The organism is Nocardioides sp. TRM66260-LWL (assembly GCF_020075545.1).
Lineage (GTDB): Bacteria > Actinomycetota > Actinomycetes > Propionibacteriales > Nocardioidaceae > Nocardioides.
This window is the reverse complement of the sequence record NZ_JAIQZK010000007.1, coordinates 1-17,729: the sequence shown is the minus strand read 5'-3', so window position 1 is coordinate 17,729 and position 17,729 is coordinate 1. Positions and strand designations below refer to the sequence as shown.

15 protein-coding genes and 1 tRNA gene are annotated in these 17,729 nt (G+C 74.9%); 10 read left to right on the top strand and 6 right to left on the bottom strand.

The genetic code is table 11. The annotated features are described in order from the left end of the window. The first annotated feature begins 51 nt into the window (after nucleotides 1–51). From K8Z61_RS15240 to K8Z61_RS15225, 4 genes are all read left to right on the top strand, one after another. Complete coding sequence (locus tag K8Z61_RS15240) at nucleotides 52–816, top strand: hypothetical protein (protein ID WP_224130758.1); 765 nt, start codon at nucleotides 52–54, stop codon at nucleotides 814–816. After that, a complete protein-coding gene (gene dusB, locus K8Z61_RS15235; protein WP_224130756.1) occupies nucleotides 813–1,955 on the top strand; it encodes a tRNA dihydrouridine synthase DusB in 1,143 nt (380 codons plus the stop codon). The genes K8Z61_RS15240 and dusB overlap by 4 nt, the downstream gene beginning before the upstream one ends. Before the next feature lie 190 nt (nucleotides 1,956–2,145). Continuing rightward, a complete protein-coding gene (locus K8Z61_RS15230) occupies nucleotides 2,146–3,162 on the top strand; it encodes a mucin-2 protein (RefSeq protein WP_224130754.1) in 1,017 nt (338 codons plus the stop codon). Between the two features lie 35 nt (nucleotides 3,163–3,197). After that, a complete protein-coding gene (locus tag K8Z61_RS15225; protein WP_224130753.1) occupies nucleotides 3,198–3,911 on the top strand; it encodes a fibronectin type III domain-containing protein in 714 nt (237 codons plus the stop codon). A gap of 84 nt (nucleotides 3,912–3,995) precedes the next feature. Here the strand turns inward: K8Z61_RS15225 and K8Z61_RS15220 are convergent, their stop codons facing one another. After that, entirely contained in the window at nucleotides 3,996–4,964 is a 969-nt protein-coding gene (locus K8Z61_RS15220; RefSeq protein WP_224130751.1) for an NAD(P)/FAD-dependent oxidoreductase, read from the bottom strand. A 97-nt stretch (nucleotides 4,965–5,061) separates the two neighbouring features. On the opposite strand from K8Z61_RS15220, the gene K8Z61_RS15215 reads away from it, so the two are divergent. Then, nucleotides 5,062–5,445, top strand: coding sequence for a hypothetical protein (locus K8Z61_RS15215; RefSeq protein WP_224130749.1), 384 nt, complete (start codon nucleotides 5,062–5,064; stop codon nucleotides 5,443–5,445). A gap of 99 nt (nucleotides 5,446–5,544) precedes the next feature. Here the strand turns inward: K8Z61_RS15215 and K8Z61_RS15210 are convergent, their stop codons facing one another. Beyond that, a complete protein-coding gene (locus K8Z61_RS15210; RefSeq protein WP_224130747.1) occupies nucleotides 5,545–7,530 on the bottom strand; it encodes an acetoacetate--CoA ligase in 1,986 nt (661 codons plus the stop codon). 28 nt (nucleotides 7,531–7,558) lie between these two features. Continuing rightward, nucleotides 7,559–9,718, bottom strand: a complete 2,160-nt coding sequence (locus tag K8Z61_RS15205; protein WP_224130745.1) for a BTAD domain-containing putative transcriptional regulator — start codon at nucleotides 9,716–9,718, stop codon at nucleotides 7,559–7,561. A gap of 119 nt (nucleotides 9,719–9,837) precedes the next feature. On the opposite strand from K8Z61_RS15205, the gene K8Z61_RS15200 reads away from it, so the two are divergent. From K8Z61_RS15200 to K8Z61_RS15180, 5 genes are all read left to right on the top strand, one after another. Then, nucleotides 9,838–11,136, top strand: a complete 1,299-nt coding sequence (locus K8Z61_RS15200; RefSeq protein ID WP_224130743.1) for a deoxyguanosinetriphosphate triphosphohydrolase — start codon at nucleotides 9,838–9,840, stop codon at nucleotides 11,134–11,136. Then, entirely contained in the window at nucleotides 11,133–12,110 is a 978-nt protein-coding gene (locus tag K8Z61_RS15195) for a 2-hydroxyacid dehydrogenase (protein WP_224130741.1), read from the top strand. Before K8Z61_RS15200 ends, K8Z61_RS15195 begins: the two co-directional genes overlap by 4 nt. Nucleotides 12,111–12,146: 36 nt before the next feature. After that, the gene (gene dnaG / locus K8Z61_RS15190) at nucleotides 12,147–14,081 is read left to right on the top strand and encodes a DNA primase (RefSeq protein WP_224130739.1); all 1,935 of its coding nucleotides are present in this window, start codon (nucleotides 12,147–12,149) and stop codon (nucleotides 14,079–14,081) included. After that, nucleotides 14,078–14,608: a hypothetical protein gene (locus K8Z61_RS15185; RefSeq protein WP_224130738.1), complete on the top strand. Its 531-nt coding sequence runs from the start codon at nucleotides 14,078–14,080 to the stop codon at nucleotides 14,606–14,608. The genes dnaG and K8Z61_RS15185 overlap by 4 nt, the downstream gene beginning before the upstream one ends. Before the next feature lie 42 nt (nucleotides 14,609–14,650). After that, nucleotides 14,651–14,726: transfer RNA gene (locus tag K8Z61_RS15180), tRNA-Asn, on the top strand. A 184-nt stretch (nucleotides 14,727–14,910) separates the two neighbouring features. Here K8Z61_RS15180 and xerC read toward each other — a convergent pair. From xerC to K8Z61_RS15165, 3 genes are all read right to left on the bottom strand, one after another. Further along, complete coding sequence (gene xerC, locus K8Z61_RS15175; protein ID WP_183593694.1) at nucleotides 14,911–16,074, bottom strand: tyrosine recombinase XerC; 1,164 nt, start codon at nucleotides 16,072–16,074, stop codon at nucleotides 14,911–14,913. A gap of 108 nt (nucleotides 16,075–16,182) precedes the next feature. Continuing rightward, on the bottom strand, nucleotides 16,183–16,380 hold the full coding sequence (locus tag K8Z61_RS19390; RefSeq protein ID WP_224130907.1) for an AlpA family transcriptional regulator: 198 nt from the start codon (nucleotides 16,378–16,380) through the stop codon (nucleotides 16,183–16,185). 305 nt (nucleotides 16,381–16,685) lie between these two features. Next, complete coding sequence (locus tag K8Z61_RS15165; RefSeq protein ID WP_224130737.1) at nucleotides 16,686–17,600, bottom strand: hypothetical protein; 915 nt, start codon at nucleotides 17,598–17,600, stop codon at nucleotides 16,686–16,688. Nucleotides 17,601–17,729: the final 129 nt, after the last annotated feature.

The following is a 17,729-nucleotide window of genomic DNA, read 5'->3' as shown; positions in this document are numbered from 1 at the left end:
GGGGCGTCGGCTCGGGCAGACTGGTCGATCGGGCGACGAGGACGGGGAGAGATGGGGACCACGCATCGTGACGCGCGGCGCACGCGCCGGCTCCTGACGCTGCTGGGCGCGCTGGCGCTGGCGGCGAGCCCCGCCCTGACGGCGTGCAGCGACGACGCCACGCCGGGGGAGCCCCAGCGTCCGGCCGCGAGCAGCACGCCCACCGACGGCGCGTCCGGGCCGTCCACCGCCCCGACCGATCCGCTGGCCACCGACGCGTCCGGCTCGGCCTCGCCCGGCGCGGCCGGCTCCGTCGGCGCCACCGACTACCTGCCGGTGCCGGTGGGGGTCTCCCTCACCCCGCAGGGCACGTCGCTGCGCGTCGGCCAGCGGGCCACCGTCGCGTACCGGCCCGACCAGCGCAGCGTCGGCGCCCTGGCGATCACGATCACCCGGCTGCAGAGCACGACGATCCGGCAGTCCTTCAGCGGCTGGCAGATCCCCGAGGAGGCCCGCACCAGCGCGCCGTACTTCGTGCGGGCGCGGGTCACCAACGTCGGCTCCTCCGACCTGGGCGGACGTCCGGTGCCGCTCTACGCCCTCGACGCCGACGACACCCTCGTCGAGGCGTCGCGGCTGCTCGGTCGGTTCACGCCCTGCTCGGGCTCGGTGCTGCCCTCGCGGTTCGCGCCCGGCGCGTCCACCTCGGTCTGCCTCATCTACTTCGTGCCGCGCAAGGGCGAGCTGGCCGGCGTCAGCTTCCGGCCCGTCCAGGACTTCGCGCCGATCACCTGGACGGGCGCCGTGACGCCGCTGCGTCCCGCCACCCCCCGGTGACCGGCCTGCGCCTGGGCTCCCTCGAGGTCGCCACCCCGGTGGTGCTGGCCCCGATGGCCGGCATCACCAACGCCGCGTACCGCCGGCTCTGCGCCGAGCAGGGCGCGGGCCTGTACGTGTGCGAGATGATCACCAGCCGCGGCCTCGTGGAGGGCGACCAGCACACCCGCGACATGCTCGTCTTCGACGAGCTCGAGACGGTCCGCTCGGTGCAGCTCTACGGCACCGACCCGCGCTACGTCGCGGGGGCCGTCGAGATCCTCTGCGCCGAGCACGGCGTCGCGCACGTCGACCTCAACTTCGGCTGTCCGGTGCCCAAGGTCACCCGCAAGGGCGGCGGCGGGGCGCTGCCGTGGAAGCGCGACCTGCTGGGGTCGATCCTCGAGGCGGCGGTCGCGGCCGCGGCGCCCTACGACGTGCCGGTCACGATGAAGACCCGCAAGGGCATCGACGACGACCACCTCACCTACCGCGACGCCGGCCGGATCGCGCAGGAGTCGGGCTGCGCGGCGATCGCGCTCCACGGTCGCACCGTCGAGCAGGCCTACTCCGGCCGGGCCGACTGGGACGCCATCGCCGATCTGGTCTCGCGCGTCGACATCCCGGTGCTGGGCAACGGCGACGTGTGGGAGGCCGCCGACGCCGTGCGGATGGTCGAGCACACCGGCGCCGCGGGCGTCGTCGTCGGCCGCGGCTGCCTCGGCCGACCGTGGCTCTTCCGCGACCTCGCCGCAGCGTTCGCCGCGGAGGTGCCCGACGCCTCGGTCGTCGCGGAGACGCCGCGGCTGGGCGAGGTGCGCGACATCATGCGCCGCCACGCGGAGCTGCTCTGCCGCCACATGGGCGAGGAGCGCGGCTGCAAGGAGTGGCGCAAGCACGTCTCGTGGTACCTCAAGGGCTTCTCCGCGGGCGGCCGCCTGCGCCGCGAGCTCGCGCTGATCGGCACGCTGGCCGAGCTCGACGTCCTGCTGGCCGAGCTCGACCCCGACGAGGAGTTCCCGCGCAGCGAGCTCGGGACGCCGCGCGGGCGGCAGGGCTCCCCGCGCGCCCGCGTCGCCCTGCCCGACGGCTGGCTGGACGACACCCGCACGCCCGCCTCCCTGGAGCGCGAGGACGCCCTCGCCGCCTCCGGTGGCTGACCGGCCAGGACGCTCGCGGACGGCTGAGACCCGGGTCACGGATCCGGCGAAGATTCGGCCACGCGGCCGCCGTCGTGCTTGAGTGGGGGCGCCCTGTGAGCGCGCGTCGCGACGATCCCGACCGGATTTGACGGCGGCCTCACCCCCTGCGCACCGCGTCCGGGGGCCCCGACAGCGAAGGATCAGCGCTGTGGCAGACCATCGCCACAAGCGGGACACCACTGCCCGCCTCCGCACCACCGTCCCGACCGCCCTGCTGCGCACCGCCCGCGAGGGCGTCCGTGGTCCCTCCGCCCAGCCGGGCCGCACGGCGAGGGTCGCCGCGCCCGTCGCGCTCGGCCTGACCGTCGGCGCCGTCGGCCTCGGCGTCGTGGTCTCCGACGGCTCGCCCGACGTCGGCGCGAGCGTCGCGGACGCCGCCGCGCCCGCGAGCCCGTCTGGCTCGGCGAGCGCGGCCCGTCGGCCCGCCCCGCTCTCGCGTGACGCCGACCGGTCCGAGGCCGTCTCCTCGGCCGCCCAGCGCCAGGCCGCCCAGCGCGCCGCGCAGCAGGCGGCCCGACGGGCCGCGGCCAAGGTCGCGGAGGCCAAGGCCGCCCGCACCCGGGCCGCCGTCGCCGCCGCCGACACCCACCGCTGGACCACCACCGCGCTCAACCTCTGGGACGGCTCCGGGCAGGACGCCCGCAAGGTCGGGCTCCTCGACCCTGGCGCCAAGGTGCTCGTCACCGGCCGACGGGCCAACGACCGCGTCGAGCTGGCGATCAAGGGACGCTCGCGCTGGGTCACCGCCGGCTACCTCACCGCCACCAAGCCGCTGGCCACGCCGACGGCCCGTGCGGCGGCCGGCGGGCTCTCGAGCGCGCCGTGCCCGAACGGCTCGGTCGAGAACGGCCTGACGCCGGGCGCGGTCGCCGTCTACCGCGCGGTCTGCCACGCCTTCCCGCAGATCACCAGCTACGGCGGCTACGACGCGCACGGCGAGCACGCCTCCGGACGCGCGCTCGACATCATGACCAGCGACGTCGCCCTCGGCACGCAGATCGCCGAGTTCCTCCGCGCCAACGCGGCTCGGCTCGGGCTCTTCGACGTCATCTGGCGGCAGCGCATCTGGACCCCCGAGCGGGCCGGCGAGGGCTGGCGCACGATGGAGGACCGCGGCTCCGCCACGGCCAACCACTTCGACCACGTGCACGTGTCGGTGCGCTGAGCCCGAGCCGCCGCCGGCTCCGGCATGATGGGCCGGTGCGACCTCCCCGCTCCTCCCGCAGTCTCCTGACGGCGGCCCTGGCCGTCCTGGCGATCCCCGGCGCGCTCTGCGTGCCGGCCGCCGCCGACGCGCCCGCGGACCGTCTCGATCTCGTGCCGGCCATCTGTCGCGGCGTCGAGCTGTGCCGCACCGAGGCCGCCGAGGTCTACGGTCGCCTGGCCGCGGGGGAGCGGCTCGCGGTGCTGACCGCCCTGGTCGACGGCCAGCAGGTGCTGCGCCAGGTCTACGACGACGGCAGCGGCTTCGAGCCGGCGCCGCCCTTCGTGCCGCACGGCTCCGACGCCGGCCACGTGGTCGACTATGCCGCGTCCGTGCGCGTCCCGTCCGGCGGGCGGCACGAGGTGACGTTCGTGGCCGAGGACCGCGAGGGCGGACGCCAGGAGGTCACCACCGTCGTCCGCGGCGCGCTGGCCCCCAGCCGCGTCACCGACGTCCGGGTGCGGCCGTACCGCCGCAGCGTGCGCCTCGCCTGGGAACGGGTGGCCGACGACCACGGCGGCCTGGTGCGCTCCTACCGCGTCTCTCTCGACGGCGGCGCGCCCCGCTGGGTCGGGGAGCGGCTGTTCGGCGCGCTCCCCGAGCTCGCGGTGACCCACCTGCGTCCGGGCCGCCACCGGCTCGAGATCCGGGCGGTCAACAGCGCCGGCCGGGGCACGCCGACGCGCGTCGGGTTCGTCCTGCCGCGCTGAGCCCGCGCTCCACCGGCTCGGAGGCCCCGGGCCCCGGGGCCCGTTCCGCGCGGCCGGGTGCCGGGCCCGGACCGTGCGGTGCCGTCAGGCGTGCCGGGCGGCGATCGCCTCGCCGAGCGCGGTGCCCGAGAGCCAGGCGCCCTCGACCTTGCTGACCGGCCCCCAGCCGTCGCCGCAGACGCCGAGGCCGGCCTCGGAGAGGTGGAACGGAGCCTCGCGCTCGCCGATCGGCCGCGCCTGCGACCACCGGTGCACGTAGGTGCCCGCCGGCTCCGGCAGGTCGAGCAGGCGGCGCAGTGCAGCGACCATCGGGGGCCCGGCCTGCTGCGGGTCGGCGAGGTGCGGCTGCGCGAGCTCGGGCGTCGAGTGCGCGACCAGGCACGGTGCGCCGTCACCGCGTCGGGCGCCGTCGTCGGCGATCCAGGCGAGGTCGGGGTCGCCGTTGACGAACGCGCCGTCGAGGTCCCAGAGGCGCTCGGCCCACCAGGCGACGGTCGCGATGACCGGCTCGGACGCCCGGGTCAGCACGCCCGCATCGGCCTCCAGGCCCGCGCCGAGCAGGGTGCGGGCCTGCGAGTCGGTCATCGCCAGCACCACGGCGGAGGCCGGACGGTCGTCGACGCTCAGCGTGCCGTCGGGGGCGAGCGTCACCTGCTCGACCGCGGCCTGCTCGACCTCCAGCGGCGCGGCGAGGTCCTCGACGACGCTGCGCAGGCCTGTCGGCGAGGACCAGCGCATCGGACCGGTCTTGGTCGTGGGCGCGGATCCCGGCTCGAGCACGGTGAAGGTGTCGGTCCACTCCCGGGCGACGCCCCGCGCGCGCCAGTCCTCGACGACGGCCGCGAACCGCGGGTCGGAGACGGTGAAGTACGAGGCGCCCATGTCGACGGGACGTCCCTCGAGCCGCCGACTGGCCATCCGTCCGCCGAGACGCCGGCCGCGATCGATCAACCGCACCGGCACGTCCGCCGCCTGCAGGGCGCGGGAGCAGGCCACGCCGGCGATGCCGGCGCCGACGACGATGACGGGGAGGTCGGGGGACGGGGCTTCCATGGGGGCGAGTGTGGCAGCCGGGTCGACGCGCTCCGAGCCCGTCCGGGTGGCGGCCGACCCCGTGCGGCAGGGGTCGAACATGTGTTCCAATGGCGGGGTGGGCGCGTCCGATCGGTTCCTCTTCCAGGCCATCGATCCCAAGCCCGTCTGGATCGACCTGCGCGGCAGCCTCGGTCACGGGCCGGTCTACCTCGGCGTGCTGGTGGAGTGGCGTCAGCGGGAGCGTCCGGGCCGGCCGGCGGAGTGGGAGGGGCTGGTGGCGTGGGCGTCCGGCGGTGGCGAGCTGCCCTGGTCGCTGGCGATGCGCTGGATCCCGGCCACGGAGCTGCGGCCGGTCGACCTGCGGATGCCGGCCGACCTCGCCGCCCCGCCCCGCACGCCGCCCGACCCCCGGCGCAACCTGCCCGGCCGGGCGGCGGGCCGGATGGCCGGCGGCTCGGGCCGTCCCGGCACGACGAGACCTTCCGGTGGGCGTGCGTAGGTTCGAACGCCCACCGACAGGTTCGGCGGCCGACCGCCGAAGCTTCGGCGGCCGGCCGCCGGACCTGTCGGACCCGCCGGCCGAGGTCAGCCGCCGCGGTCAGCCGCGCAGGTGGGCGTCGCGCAGGGCCGCGATCTCCACCAGCGACTCCGGCGCTTGGAGCGCCCCGGCCGCGGCGACCTCCTCGGGGTCGGCGCCGCGGAGGATCCGCTTGACCGGCACCTCGAGCCGCTTGCCCGAGAGGGTGCGGGGCAGGGCGCCGACGGCCAGCACGTCGTCCGGCACGTGGCGCGGCGAGAGGTGCGTGCGCAGCGCGACGGCGATCGCGCGCCGCAGGTCGTCGTCCAGCGCCCGGCCGGGCTCGAGCACCACCAGCAGCACGAGCCGGCCGGCCCCGCCCTCGTCGTCCTCCAGGTGCACGACGAGGCTGTCGCGCACCTCGGGCAGCGCCTCGACGACGGCGTAGAACTCCGCCGTGCCCAGCCGCACGCCGCCGCGGTTGAGGGTGGCGTCGCTGCGCCCGGTGATGCGGCAGCTGCCGCGCTCGGTGATCGTGATCCAGTCGCCGTGCCGCCAGACGCCGGGGATGTCGTCGAAGTACGCCGCCCGGTAGCGGCTGCCGTCGTCGTCGCCCCACAGGCCCAGCGGCATGGACGGCAGCGGCGCGGTGATCACCAGCTCGCCGAGGGAGTCGCGCACGGGACGGTGCTGCTCGTCGAGCGCCTCGACGGCGCAGCCGAGCATCCGGCAGGAGATCTCGCCGCGCCACACCGGCACCGTCGGCGCGGCGCCGACGAAGGCCGAGCACACGTCGGTGCCACCGCTGACCGACGCCAGCTGCACCGGCCCGACGGCCTCGTGCACCCAGTCGAACCCCTCCGCCGGCAGGGGCGCGCCGGTCGAGCCGACCTGACGCAGGGCGCCGAGGTCGGCCAGCTCCCGCGGCACCAGGCCGTCCTTGCGGCAGGCCATGAGGAACGGCGCGCTGGTGCCGAAGACCGTGACGCGGTGCTCGGCGACCAGCCGCCACAGCGCGCCGAGGTCGGGGCTGGCGGGATCGCCGTCGACGAGCACGACGGTCGCGCCGACGAGCAGGCCGGAGACCAGCAGGTTCCACATCATCCAGCCGGTCGTGGAGAACCACAGGAAGCGGTCCTCGGGGCCGAGGTCGTGGTGCAGCGCGAGCGCCTTGCCGTGCTCGAGCGCGATGCCGCCGTGGCCGTGGACGATCGGCTTCGGCAGGCCCGTGGTGCCCGAGGAGAACAGCACGTAGAGCGGGTGGTCGAAGGGCACCGGCTCGAACTCCAGCGGGCCCGGCTCCGCGACGAGCGCCTCCCAGGTGATCGTGCCGGCGGGGGCCGGCGCCGACGGGTCGAGGTAGGGGAGGTGGACGGTGGCCGTCAGCGACGGCAGCGCGGCGCGCAGCGCCTCGACCTCGGCGCCGCGGTGGACGTCCTTCGCACGCTCGCCGACGCCGTAGCGGTAGCCGTCGACGGCGAGCAGCACCGTCGGCTCGATCTGCTGCCAGCGGTCGACGACGCTCTGCGTGCCGAACTCCGGCGCGCAGGAGGAGAACACCGCCCCGAGGCTCGCGGCGGCGAGCAGCAGGACGAGGGTCTCGGGCACGTTGGGCGCGTAGGCGGCCACGCGGTCGCCGCGGCCGACGCCGAGGCGCACCAGCCCCGCCCGGGCGCGCGCGACCTGGTCGCGCAGCGCGGCGGCGGTCAGGGAGACCTCGGCGCGGCTCTGCGAGGCCGCCACGACGACGACGTCGTCGTCGGCCCGCCCCGGCAGGGCGAGCATCGCCTCGGCGTAGTTGAGCCGGACGTCGGGGAACCACGTGGCGCCGGGCATCGACGCCGAGGCCAGCGCCGGGGTGGTCGAGCCGGTGTGCGGCAGCCCGAGCTCGTGCCAGGTCTCGCGCCAGAACACCTCGGGCTCGCGCACCGACCAGGCGTGCAGCGACGCGTAGTCGTCACGCTCCTCGGCGGTGATCACGCCGGCGTCGTGCAGGCGGACCGCCATCCGCTCGAGGCGGGAGCGGCCGTCGCGGGGCGGGGTCCACAGCGCCTCGGGGGTGCTCATGCGGCGGAGTCTGCCACGGGCGCCGAGGTCAGCCGCGACCGCCGGTGACGGCCGTCAGCCCGGGGTCGCCGGCCGCGCCGCTGAGCTCCTCCCAGGAGCGTGCGGGCACGTCCAGCTCGGCCATCCGCAGCGCGTACGTGCGGTGGAACCGGCGCGACTCGCCGTAGCGTCCGAGCCGGCGCAGCGTGGTGACGACGGCCCGGTAGGTCGGCTCGTCGTAGGGGTCCATCGCGAGCAGGCGGGCCAGCCACGGCACGGCGGCGGCCGGGTCGGCGCCGCGCCCGTGCCGCTCGGCCAGCGCCTCGACCACCCGCCGGCCGAGCTCCTCGATCCGGTCCCGCAGCTCCAGCGCCCACTCCTCGACCGCGTCGTCCTCGAGCAGCTCGCCGGTGTGGCGGGCGGCGGCGGCCTCCAGCAGCCGCAGCGCGTCCGGGGCGTCGAGGCGGTGGGCGCGCAGCGCCGCCCGGGCGGCCTGCTCGAAGTCGACGACGTCGACCGCCACGTGCTCGAGGTCGAGCGCCACGTGCTCGCGATCGGCACGCAGGTAGTGGTCGGCGGCGTGGCGTCGCTCGGGATCGAGGGTCGAGCGCAGGTGCGAGAGGGCCACGGAGAGCCGCGGCCCGACATCGGCGACCTCCGGCCACAGCAGCGTGCCGAGCGCGCCGCGGGCGATGCCGTGCTCGCCACGTCCGGCCAGCACGGCCAGCACCTCCCGCGCCTTGCGGGAGGGCCAGGCGGAGGCGGGCACCGGCTCGCCGTCGCGGTGCACCGAGAGCCGGCCGAGGGCGTGCACGCGGATCGCGGGCGCGGGACGCCGGGCGCGCACGGCCTGCGCGGGGCCGGCGATGCGGGCGGCGTCGTCGTGGACGCCGAGCATCTGCAGCCGCTCGAGCGCGAGGTCGAGGGCGAGCCGGTCGCGGCCGAGCCCCGCGCGGACCAGCTCGGCCTGGGCCGCGATCAGCGGGGCGTCGAGGCGCTCGCCGATGTCGCGCGCCTCGCGCACCCGCGGGTCGTCGTCGTCCGGCTGCTCCGCGGCGAGCGCTGAGAGGAGCAGGGCCTCGGCGAGGCGGGGGAGGTCGCGGTGGCGTCCGGCGGCCTCGACCGCCTGGGCCGCGTGGCCGCGCGCGGCCTCGGCGGCCCCGCGCTGCAGCCGGACCCAGCCTGCGGCGAGGTGCTGGTTGGCGTCGCCGACCGAGCCGGTGGCGGCGAGCAGCCGGCAGACCAGGGCGTCGGCCTCGTCGGGGTCGTCGGCCGCCGCGACCCGCGCCAGGCCGGCCAGCGCCGGGACGGCGGTCTGCGCGTCGTCCTGCTCCTCGGCGAGCCGCAGCGCCTCGCGGTAGGCCAGGGAGGCCTGCGTGGCGTTGCCCCGCGCGGCCTGCACCTCGCCGAGCACCTGCCAGGCCGCGCCCGCGCTGGGCGAGCCGATGGCCGTCCACAGCGTGCGGGCGGCCTCGACCTCCAGGAGCGCCTCGTCCAGCCGGCCGCGGCCGAGCATCGCCTCGGCCAGGTTGTGCCGCAGCACCGCGAGCCCGGAGTGGTGCCCGGTGAGGTCGTTGACCTCCAGCCCGGCGGCCAGCAGGTCGGCGGCGTCGGCGTAGCGGCCCTCCTCGATGGCCGCGGAGCCCAGGTTGTTGAGGATGCGCTCCTCGCTGATCCGGTCGCCGGCGGCGCGGGCGCAGGCGAGCCCGCGCTCGTAGGCGTGGGCGTTGGCATCGCGGTCGCCGGAGATCGCGGCCAGCAGGGCCTGCGCGACCCAGGAGAAGGCGCCGGCTCCGGGATGGTCGCCGGCGAGCGTCCGGGCCTCGGCGGCGTGCTCGCGGCAGCGGCCCTCGTCGCCGGCGGTCCAGGCCAGGGCCGCGCGCAGCGCGGCGACCCGCGCCCGGTCGGGTCGGGAGGCGGACGGGTCGACGGCGCCCCGTGCCGCCACCGCGCGGGCGCGCTGCAGCTCGCCGAGGTGGTGGAGCCCGTACGCGCAGCGCCACGCGAACGCCGCGGGGAGGGGAGCGGCCGGGTCGGCGGCCGCGGCGGCCACCGCGCCCTCCAGCCGCGCCCAGTCGTCGGCGAGCAGCCGGGCGACGAGGTCGGTGCCGCGCCGCTCCCACACGTCGGCTCGGTCGAGCTCGCCGAGCACGCTCGTCACGAGCGCCGCGGAGATCGCGGCGTAGCCCGGGACGACGGCGAGGGTCATGGCTGCGGCACTTCGTGAGGGGGAGGCGGACGCTGGGGAGCGTGGTCGCGGACCACTCTAGGAGGCGCGGCGCCTGCGGGGGAGCGGTCTCGCGTCCGGACGGGGCTAGGCTCGCGCCGATGCCCGCCCCGACGCCGCTCCACGAGGAGCCTCCCGCTCTCGAGCCCGGCTACGCGCCCGCGGACGCCGAGCGCCTCGTGCCCGAGCCGCCCAAGCGGGTCGACGCGCCGGTGCGGCGCCCGTTCGAGCGCGACCGCGCCCGGGTGGTGCACGCGGCGGCGTCGCGCCGGCTGGCCGCCAAGACCCAGGTGGTCGGCCCCCACAGCGACGACTTCGTGCGCAACCGCCTCACCCACAGCCTCGAGGTGGCCCAGGTCGCCCGCGACCTCTCCCGCGCGCTCGGCTGCTCGCCCGACATCGCCGAGACCGCCGCGCTGGCCCACGACCTCGGCCACCCGCCCTTCGGCCACAACGGCGAGCGCCTGCTCGACTCCGTCGGCGCGGTCTGCGGCGGCTTCGAGGGCAACGCGCAGACGCTGCGGCTGCTGACCCGGCTGGAGGCCAAGACGGTCGACGCCGAGGGCCGCTCGGTGGGGCTCAACCTCACCCGCGCCACGCTCGACGCCTGCACCAAGTACCCGTGGCCGCGCGGCGGGTCCGGTCCGACCGCCGTGAAGTTCGGCGTGTACGCCGACGACCGGCCGGTCTTCGACTGGCTCCGCGCGGGCGCGCCGGCGCCGGACGCCGGGGAGCGTCCACGCCGGTGCGTGGAGGCGCAGGTGATGGACCTCGCCGACGACGTCGCCTACAGCGTCCACGACGTCGAGGACGGCGTCGTGGCCGGCCGGCTGCGGCTGGACGCCCTCGACGCGCCGGCCGTCTGGGCGACGCTGCGCGCCTGGGGCCTGGCGGACGCCGACGACGCCGAGCTCGACGACGTCCTGGCCGGTCTGCGGCGAGTCGACGGCTGGCCCACGGCCGCCCACGACGGCTCGCGTCGGTCGCTCGCCGGCCTGAAGAACCTCACCTCCGACCTGATCGGCCGCTTCTGTGGAGCCGTGCAGGCGGCCACCTTCGCCGCCGCCGACGGCGGCCCGCTCGTCCGCCACCGCGCCGACCTCGTCGTGCCCGGGCGCACCCTGCTGGAGATCGCGGTGCTCAAGGCGATCGCGGCGCACTACGTCATGCAGGCCTCCGACCGGCTGGTCGCGATGGAGCGGCAGCGCGAGCTGCTCGCCGAGCTCGTCGAGGTGCTGCTGGAGCGTGGGCCCGACGCGCTCGACCCGCCGTTCGCCGACGACTGGCGCGCCGCCCCCGACGACGCCGCGTGCGTCCGGGTGGTGCTCGACCAGGTCGCCTCGCTCACCGACGTCACCGCCGTCTCGTGGCACGACCGACTCCGCAGGAGGAGCGCATGAGCACCCCGTCCCCGGCCGCCGAGCGACTGGTCTGGCTGCCCTTCGACGTCGCCGACCTCGACGCCGCCTTCGCGGCGCAGGGCGACGACGGCCCGCCGGCGGGGCTGCGGTTCGAGACCGTCGACCCGACCGCGCTGGAGACGCTGCCGGCGTCGGTCGCGGACGTCGCGCTCTACGTCCCGCCCTACCGGATGGACCCGGTGATCGCCGAGCCGCTGCCGGCGATGACGTCGCTGCAGGCCGTCCAGCTGCTCTCGGCCGGCGCCGACCACGTGCGCGGACGCGTGCCGGCGGGCGTCGACCTGTGCACGGGCCGTGGCATCCACGACTCCTCCACCGCCGAGCTCGCGCTGACCCTGGTCCTCGCGTCGCTGCGCGGCGTGCCCGGTTTCGTCCGGGCGCAGGACCGCGGCGCCTGGGAGCCGCAGTGGCGCCCGGCCCTGGCCGACCGGCGCGTGCTGCTGGTCGGGGCGGGCGCGATCGGCTCGGCCATCGAGGCGCGGCTGGCCCCCTTCGAGGTCGAGGTCGTGCGGGTCGCCCGCACGGCCCGCGACGACGAGCGCGGCCACGTGCACGGGGTCGACGAGCTGCCGACGCTGGTGCCCGACGCCGACGTCGTCGTGCTGATCCTCCCGCTCACCGAGCGGTCGCGCGGCCTGGTCGACGCCGAGCTCCTCGCGGCGATGCGTCCGGGGGCGCTCCTGGTCAACCTCGCGCGGGGGCCGGTCGTCGACACCGACGCCCTGGTCGCAGCCCTGCACGAGGGCCGGATCAGCGCCGCGATCGACGTGGTCGATCCCGAGCCGCTGCCACCCGAGCACCCGCTGTGGCGGGCCCCGAACCTGCTGGTCTCACCGCACGTCGGCGGGGCCAGCAGCGCCATGTGGCCGCGGGCCCACCGCCTGGTCGCCGCCCAGCTGCGCCGGTTCGCCGCCGGCGAGCCCCTGGCCAACCGGGTGGCGGGGGACTCCTGACCCGCGGTCCGCGGACCCGACCGTAGGATCGCGCTCGTGGCCGGCCGCATCCGAGAGCAGAGCATCGCGGAGGTCCGCGAGAAGGCCCGGATCGACGACGTCGTCGCGCAGTACGTCACCCTCCGCAACGCCGGGGGCGGCTCGCTCAAGGGCCTGTGCCCCTTCCACGACGAGAAGTCCCCGTCGTTCCACGTCACGCCCAGCCGCGGCTTCTACCACTGCTTCGGGTGCCAGGCCGGCGGCGACGTCATCAGCTTCGTGATGGAGATCGACGGGCTCACCTTCGCCGAGGCCGTCGAGCGGCTCGCCGAGAAGTCCGGGGTGCAGCTGCAGCGCGACGAGTCGGGCGACGACGCCCCGGCCCACCGCGGGCCGCAGCGCAGCCGCCTCGTCGACGCCCACCGTCAGGCGCAGGAGTTCTACGCCGAGCAGCTCGCCACCCCGGACGCGCTGACCGCCCGGCAGTTCCTCGACCAGCGCGGCTTCGACCAGGCCGCGGCGCAGCGCTTCGGGGTCGGGTTCTCCCCGCGTGACGGCGAGGCGCTCGTCCGGCACCTGCGCGGACGCGGGTTCAGCACCGACGAGCTCGTGGCCGCCGGCCTGGCCGCCGTCGGGCGCTCGCCCTACGACCGGTTCCGCAGCCGTCTGATGTGGCCCATCCGCGAGGCCACCGGCGACACCATCGGCTTCGGGGCGCGACGGCTCTTCGACGACGACCGGGTCGAGGCGAAGTACCTCAACACCTCCGAGACCGCGATCTACAAGAAGAGCCAGGTGCTCTACGGCATCGACCTCGCCCGGCGCGAGATCGCCCGCGGCTCGCAGGCGGTCATCGTCGAGGGGTACACCGACGTCATGGCCTGCCACCTGGCGGGCATCGGCACCGCCGTGGCCACCTGCGGCACGGCCTTCGGCGACGAGCACGCCCGGGTGCTGCGCCGCTTCCTGGCCGACCACCAGGAGTTCCGCGGCGAGGTCATCTTCACCTTCGACGGCGACGCCGCCGGCCAGAAGGCGGCCCTGCGGGCCTTCGGCGGCGACCAGAACTTCGTCTCCCAGACCTACGTGGCCGTCGAGCCCGGCGGCCTCGACCCGTGCGACCTGCGCATGCAGCAGGGCGACGAGGCCGTGCGCGACCTGATCGCGCGCCGCGTGCCGCTCTACCGCTTCGTGCTCGGCAACGTCGTCGGCCGGCACGACCTCGACCGCGCCGACGGTCGGGTCGACGCCCTGCGCGAGGGCGCCCGGCTGGTCTCCAGCGTGCGCGACCGCTCGAAGGTCGACGCGTTCGCCCGCGAGCTCGCCCAGCTCGTGGGGGTCGACCCCGACGAGGCGCGCGCGGAGGTGCGGCGGGCCGCCGCCCGCCAGGCCAAGCAGGGCTCGGGGGCCGGGACGGGCACCGGACAGCCGGCCCGCGAGACGGTCGTGCGGGGCGGCGCGTCGCCGGAAGCCCCGGGGGAGCAGCCCGTGCCCCGCCGGGAGGGCCCCGACCTGCGCGACCCGCGGTTCACCCTCGAGCGCGAGGTGCTCAAGCTGCTGCTCCAGCACCCGGCGGCGCTCGCGCGCAGCCAGGCGCAGGCCGGCGTCGACGACTTCACCCACCCGACCTGCCGGGCGGTGTGGGAGCTCGTCGAGGCCGCAGGCGGACCCGCGGCCGCCGCGAGCGACCCCACGTGGGGCGCTCGGCTGCGCGACGCCGCGACCGGACGTCCCGAGGTGTCGTCGGCGATCTCGGCCCTCGGCGTCGAGCCGGTGCTCACCGCCCGCGAGCCGGACGAGCACTACGCCGAGCAGCACGTCGTCCGGCTGCTGGAGCTCACCGTGCTGCGCCGCATCGCCGAGGTGAAGTCGCGGCTGCAGCGCACCAACCCCGTCGACCAGCCCGACGTGTACAATCGGATGTTCGGCGAGCTCGCCGCGCTCGAGCAGCACCGCCGCACCCTGCGCGACCACATCGTGGGCGTCGAGTGACCCCACGGTCGCCGACCGGCCCCCTGGCTCGGCTCCGACGGCGCGGACGCCCCGACGGCGAGCGGCCGCTCGCGAGCGCCCGCACGACCCACGGCGCCGAGGTGCACGGCACCCGCGACGCCCTCGTCCTGCCCGACCGTCGCCTGCCGTGGGAGGACGTCGCGGACGCCGCCTGGGACGCCGACGACGACGCGCTCACCGTGCGTACGACCGGGGGAGAGACGCTGCGGCTGCCGCTCGACGACGCCGGACGCCTGCTGCAGCTGGTGCGCGAGCGGGTCACCCGGTCGGTCGTCCTGCGCCGCCAGCGGAGTGTGGCGGGCCGGCTCGGCGTGGCCGTCTCCGTGCGCCGCCGCGGCGACGGCTCGCTGCTGCTGGTCGAGGAGATCGACGCCGGACTCGATCCCGCCTCGCCCCGCGTGCACGACGCCGTGACGGCCCTGCGCGTCGAGCTCGCCGCCGAGGTCGGCGTCGACCTCGGGTCCGATCCCGGGACCGACGCCGGGGCCCCGGGCCCCGATTTCTGACCCCGCGTCCGGCTTGGTACGGTTCTCTCCGCTCCACAGCGATCCCCTGTAGCTCAACTGGCAGAGCATGCGACTGTTAATCGCAGGGTTGTTGGTTCGAGTCCAACCGGGGGAGCCAGAAGAGGGCCTCTGACCTGGGCAAACGTCCAGGCAGGGGCCCTCTGAGATTTGAATCTGATGACGAAACTGTCCAGAAACAGACCAGTAACGCTCGCGGCCAAGACCTCGAGAGCGCTCTGCGCGGGGCAGAGTGCACGCCGGGTATCGAGCGCTCCCGTACGGGGGACTTCGTGGGGCGACCGTCAGGTAGAGGGCCGGAACTTCTCGAGATGGACGGTCAGATCGGGCGCGACCGTGGCCTTGTGAACGTAGAAGTCGCGGGTGATGTCGCTGTCTTCGTGACCGAGCTGGGCCTGGGCAGCGTCGATTCCCACTTCACGGTCGATGAGGGTGGCCACCGACCTGCGGAAGGTGTGGAAGGTGACCCAGTCGTAGGCGGTGTCGTCGACCACCTGGTTCCACATCCGTTCCCAGTTTGAGATCTGCCGCCAGGTTCCGCGGCGGGTCGGGAACACAGCGCCGTGCGGGTTGGCGTGGTTCTCGACCTGGCGCCGTAGCAGGATCCCGACGGCGAACGGTGGTAGGAACAGGGTGCGGTAGCCGGCGCTGGACTTGGTCCACGGTTGCCGGAAGGTGCCCACACCGGTCTCGGTGATGATGGTTCCGGACACGGTAAGTGTGGGATGTGTGGCTGCCAGATCGATCTCGGAGTAGATAAGCGCGCCGATCTCGCCGATGCGACAGCCGGTACCCAGGATGAGGTCGACAGCGTCCATGAGATCGGTGGTCGGCCGTGGGCCCGGTCGCTTGCTGCTGGTCGACTCTGCGACGAGGCTGCGGACGTCCTGGATCTGGTCCATGTCGAGGTACTCGATCTCGCGTCGCGGTTTCGATATACGCGCGACGTCCCGCACCGGGTTCGAGGCCATGACGTCGTGACGGACGGCCACGGCGAACATTCCGTGGAGGACCTTGCGGAGCATGGTGGGGCTGAAGCCAAGGGCGGCTCGATCTTTGACGACGCGGTCAAGGGTGCTCGTCCGGCAATCGCGCAGCCGTCGCTCTCCGATCACGGGCACGATCTGGTTGTTCACCGTGCTGCGGTATGCCTTGAGGGAGTTCGTAGCCACCTGCTGCGCCTCTTTCTCTCGCAGCCAGAAGACAGCGAGTTCAGCCACCGTGGTCAGCGGTGTGAGTTCGTTCTCGCTGGCCTCGGCGCCGTTGAGCTCTTGGAGCTTCCGGATCAGAGCGGTGCGAGCAGCCTGGGCGCTGTCAGCGCGGGCGCGGACGCGTGCCACTCGGCCACTGAAGTACACATAGTTAGCGGAGGCCTCATGGGTGCCGGCGGCGGTCTTGGAGACGCCGATCGTGCCCCAGGTGCCTGGCGGCATCGGCGGGCGCGGCATCAGCCGGCCTCACTCGATGCGGGCTGGTCGATCCCGAACGGGTACTTGCCGATCATGCGGGCCTTCCGGATGGCGCGTTGTGCGGTCGTTCGCTAGAGGGTATGCGTGCTAGGCAGTGCGGGGATCTGTGTGTTGGTCCAGGTAGGTCTCCACCTCGGTGCGTCGGTAGCGAAGAGCTCCGCCGACTTTGATGGCCCGAGGGCCCTGCTTGCGGGTGCGCCACTGGTAGAGCGTGCCTCTGGGAATCCCGAGCCACTCTGAGACCTCTTCGATGGTCAGGAGCGGGTCGTAGCCCGCCGTCGCCATCGACAACGCCGGGGTTTCTACCTGTCGGTCGGCGCTTGTATCGCGGGCTTTGCGAGCGCGTTCTGCCGCTTCACGTGCTTGCTTCTGTGCTGCTGTCGGTCGTGCCATCGTGCATCCACTCCGTTGTCTCGCCGGTGACTGCTTACGGTCACCTAGGGGAAGGAAGGCGCCCGCAGCGATCAACGCAGGAGGAACGGGTCGGAAGTGACCCATGCGCAGCGGTTGTGCGATGCCGCTGGACGGATCGCCCGGCGCCTCCGCGTGGAGTTGGTAGCCGTGGCAAGGTGGTCTCGGACATAGGTTCCTCATCGTGATTGGGCACCGCCGAACCGTTGTAGGGGTGTAAAGGCCGGCTCGAGCAGCGACCGTCGACGCGTGGGCAGCGGGTTCAGGGCCGGGGAAGTTGCCGCGACATCGAGCGATCGGTCGGCGCCGTTGGCGATGGTCAGGTCAGCAGTTGCTGCAGCCGTTGCACTGGCGGATACCGTCGTTGCACTCGCTGTACGCAGGGACTCCCGCACTGGTCGCGGTATCGGTACGTTGCGGCGGGCAAGGATGTCGGCCGGGCTGACCCAGACGACGTCGCCTTCCGGCGGATTAACGACCAAGCCGGCTTCGATGTCGTTGTGGGCGCGGATCGAGAGTGCCCGTGCAGGCCCGGTGAGACCTGCCGTGTTGCCTTTCTCGGCGACAACGTGCGCGAGCTCGGCGCCGGCCCTGATCGCACGGAGGGTCGCAAGGGTGGCTTGGGGGAGTCCTGGCCGGGTGGCGATGACTTCCGGCGCCGCGAGCGTGGTGGTGTTGTGGGTGATCTGGCGGTACGCGGCTCGGACCTCTGCGGCCGCGCGAGCCAAGCGCTCGTCGAGGCGAGCGCCCGGGGGAGCGAGGTCTCCCCAGCGGCCGGCTAGATTGCTCCAGGAGCGGCCTGCGTCGGCGATCGCGGGGACCAGGCGGTCCGAGGGCTCGAGGATGCCGGCGGTGGCGGCCGCGTCGACGAGCACCATGCTGGCGCCGGCGACGAGTCCCTGGGTACGGGTGATGAGCAGGATGTTGGACGGCTCAAGGTCGCGGGCCAGCGCGCGGTGGGACTGGATGTCCCAGTTGGCCAGGGCCTGTGCCAGGCGGCCGGGGTCGTCGACGGGCCGGATCGCCTCGCCCGCGAGTGTCTGGGCGAACCGGTCGGTCAGGTAGCTGCGTGCGGTGTTCTCGCACGCAGACATCCGGTCTACCCAGACCCCGGTGGGTGCGATCGCGTAGGGGGAGTGGTGCTGGTGTCGCGCGTCAGACTTCGTGGCAGAGGAGTTAGTTGATCCTCTGAGCATGGAAGTGAGACGAGAGCACGATGGGTA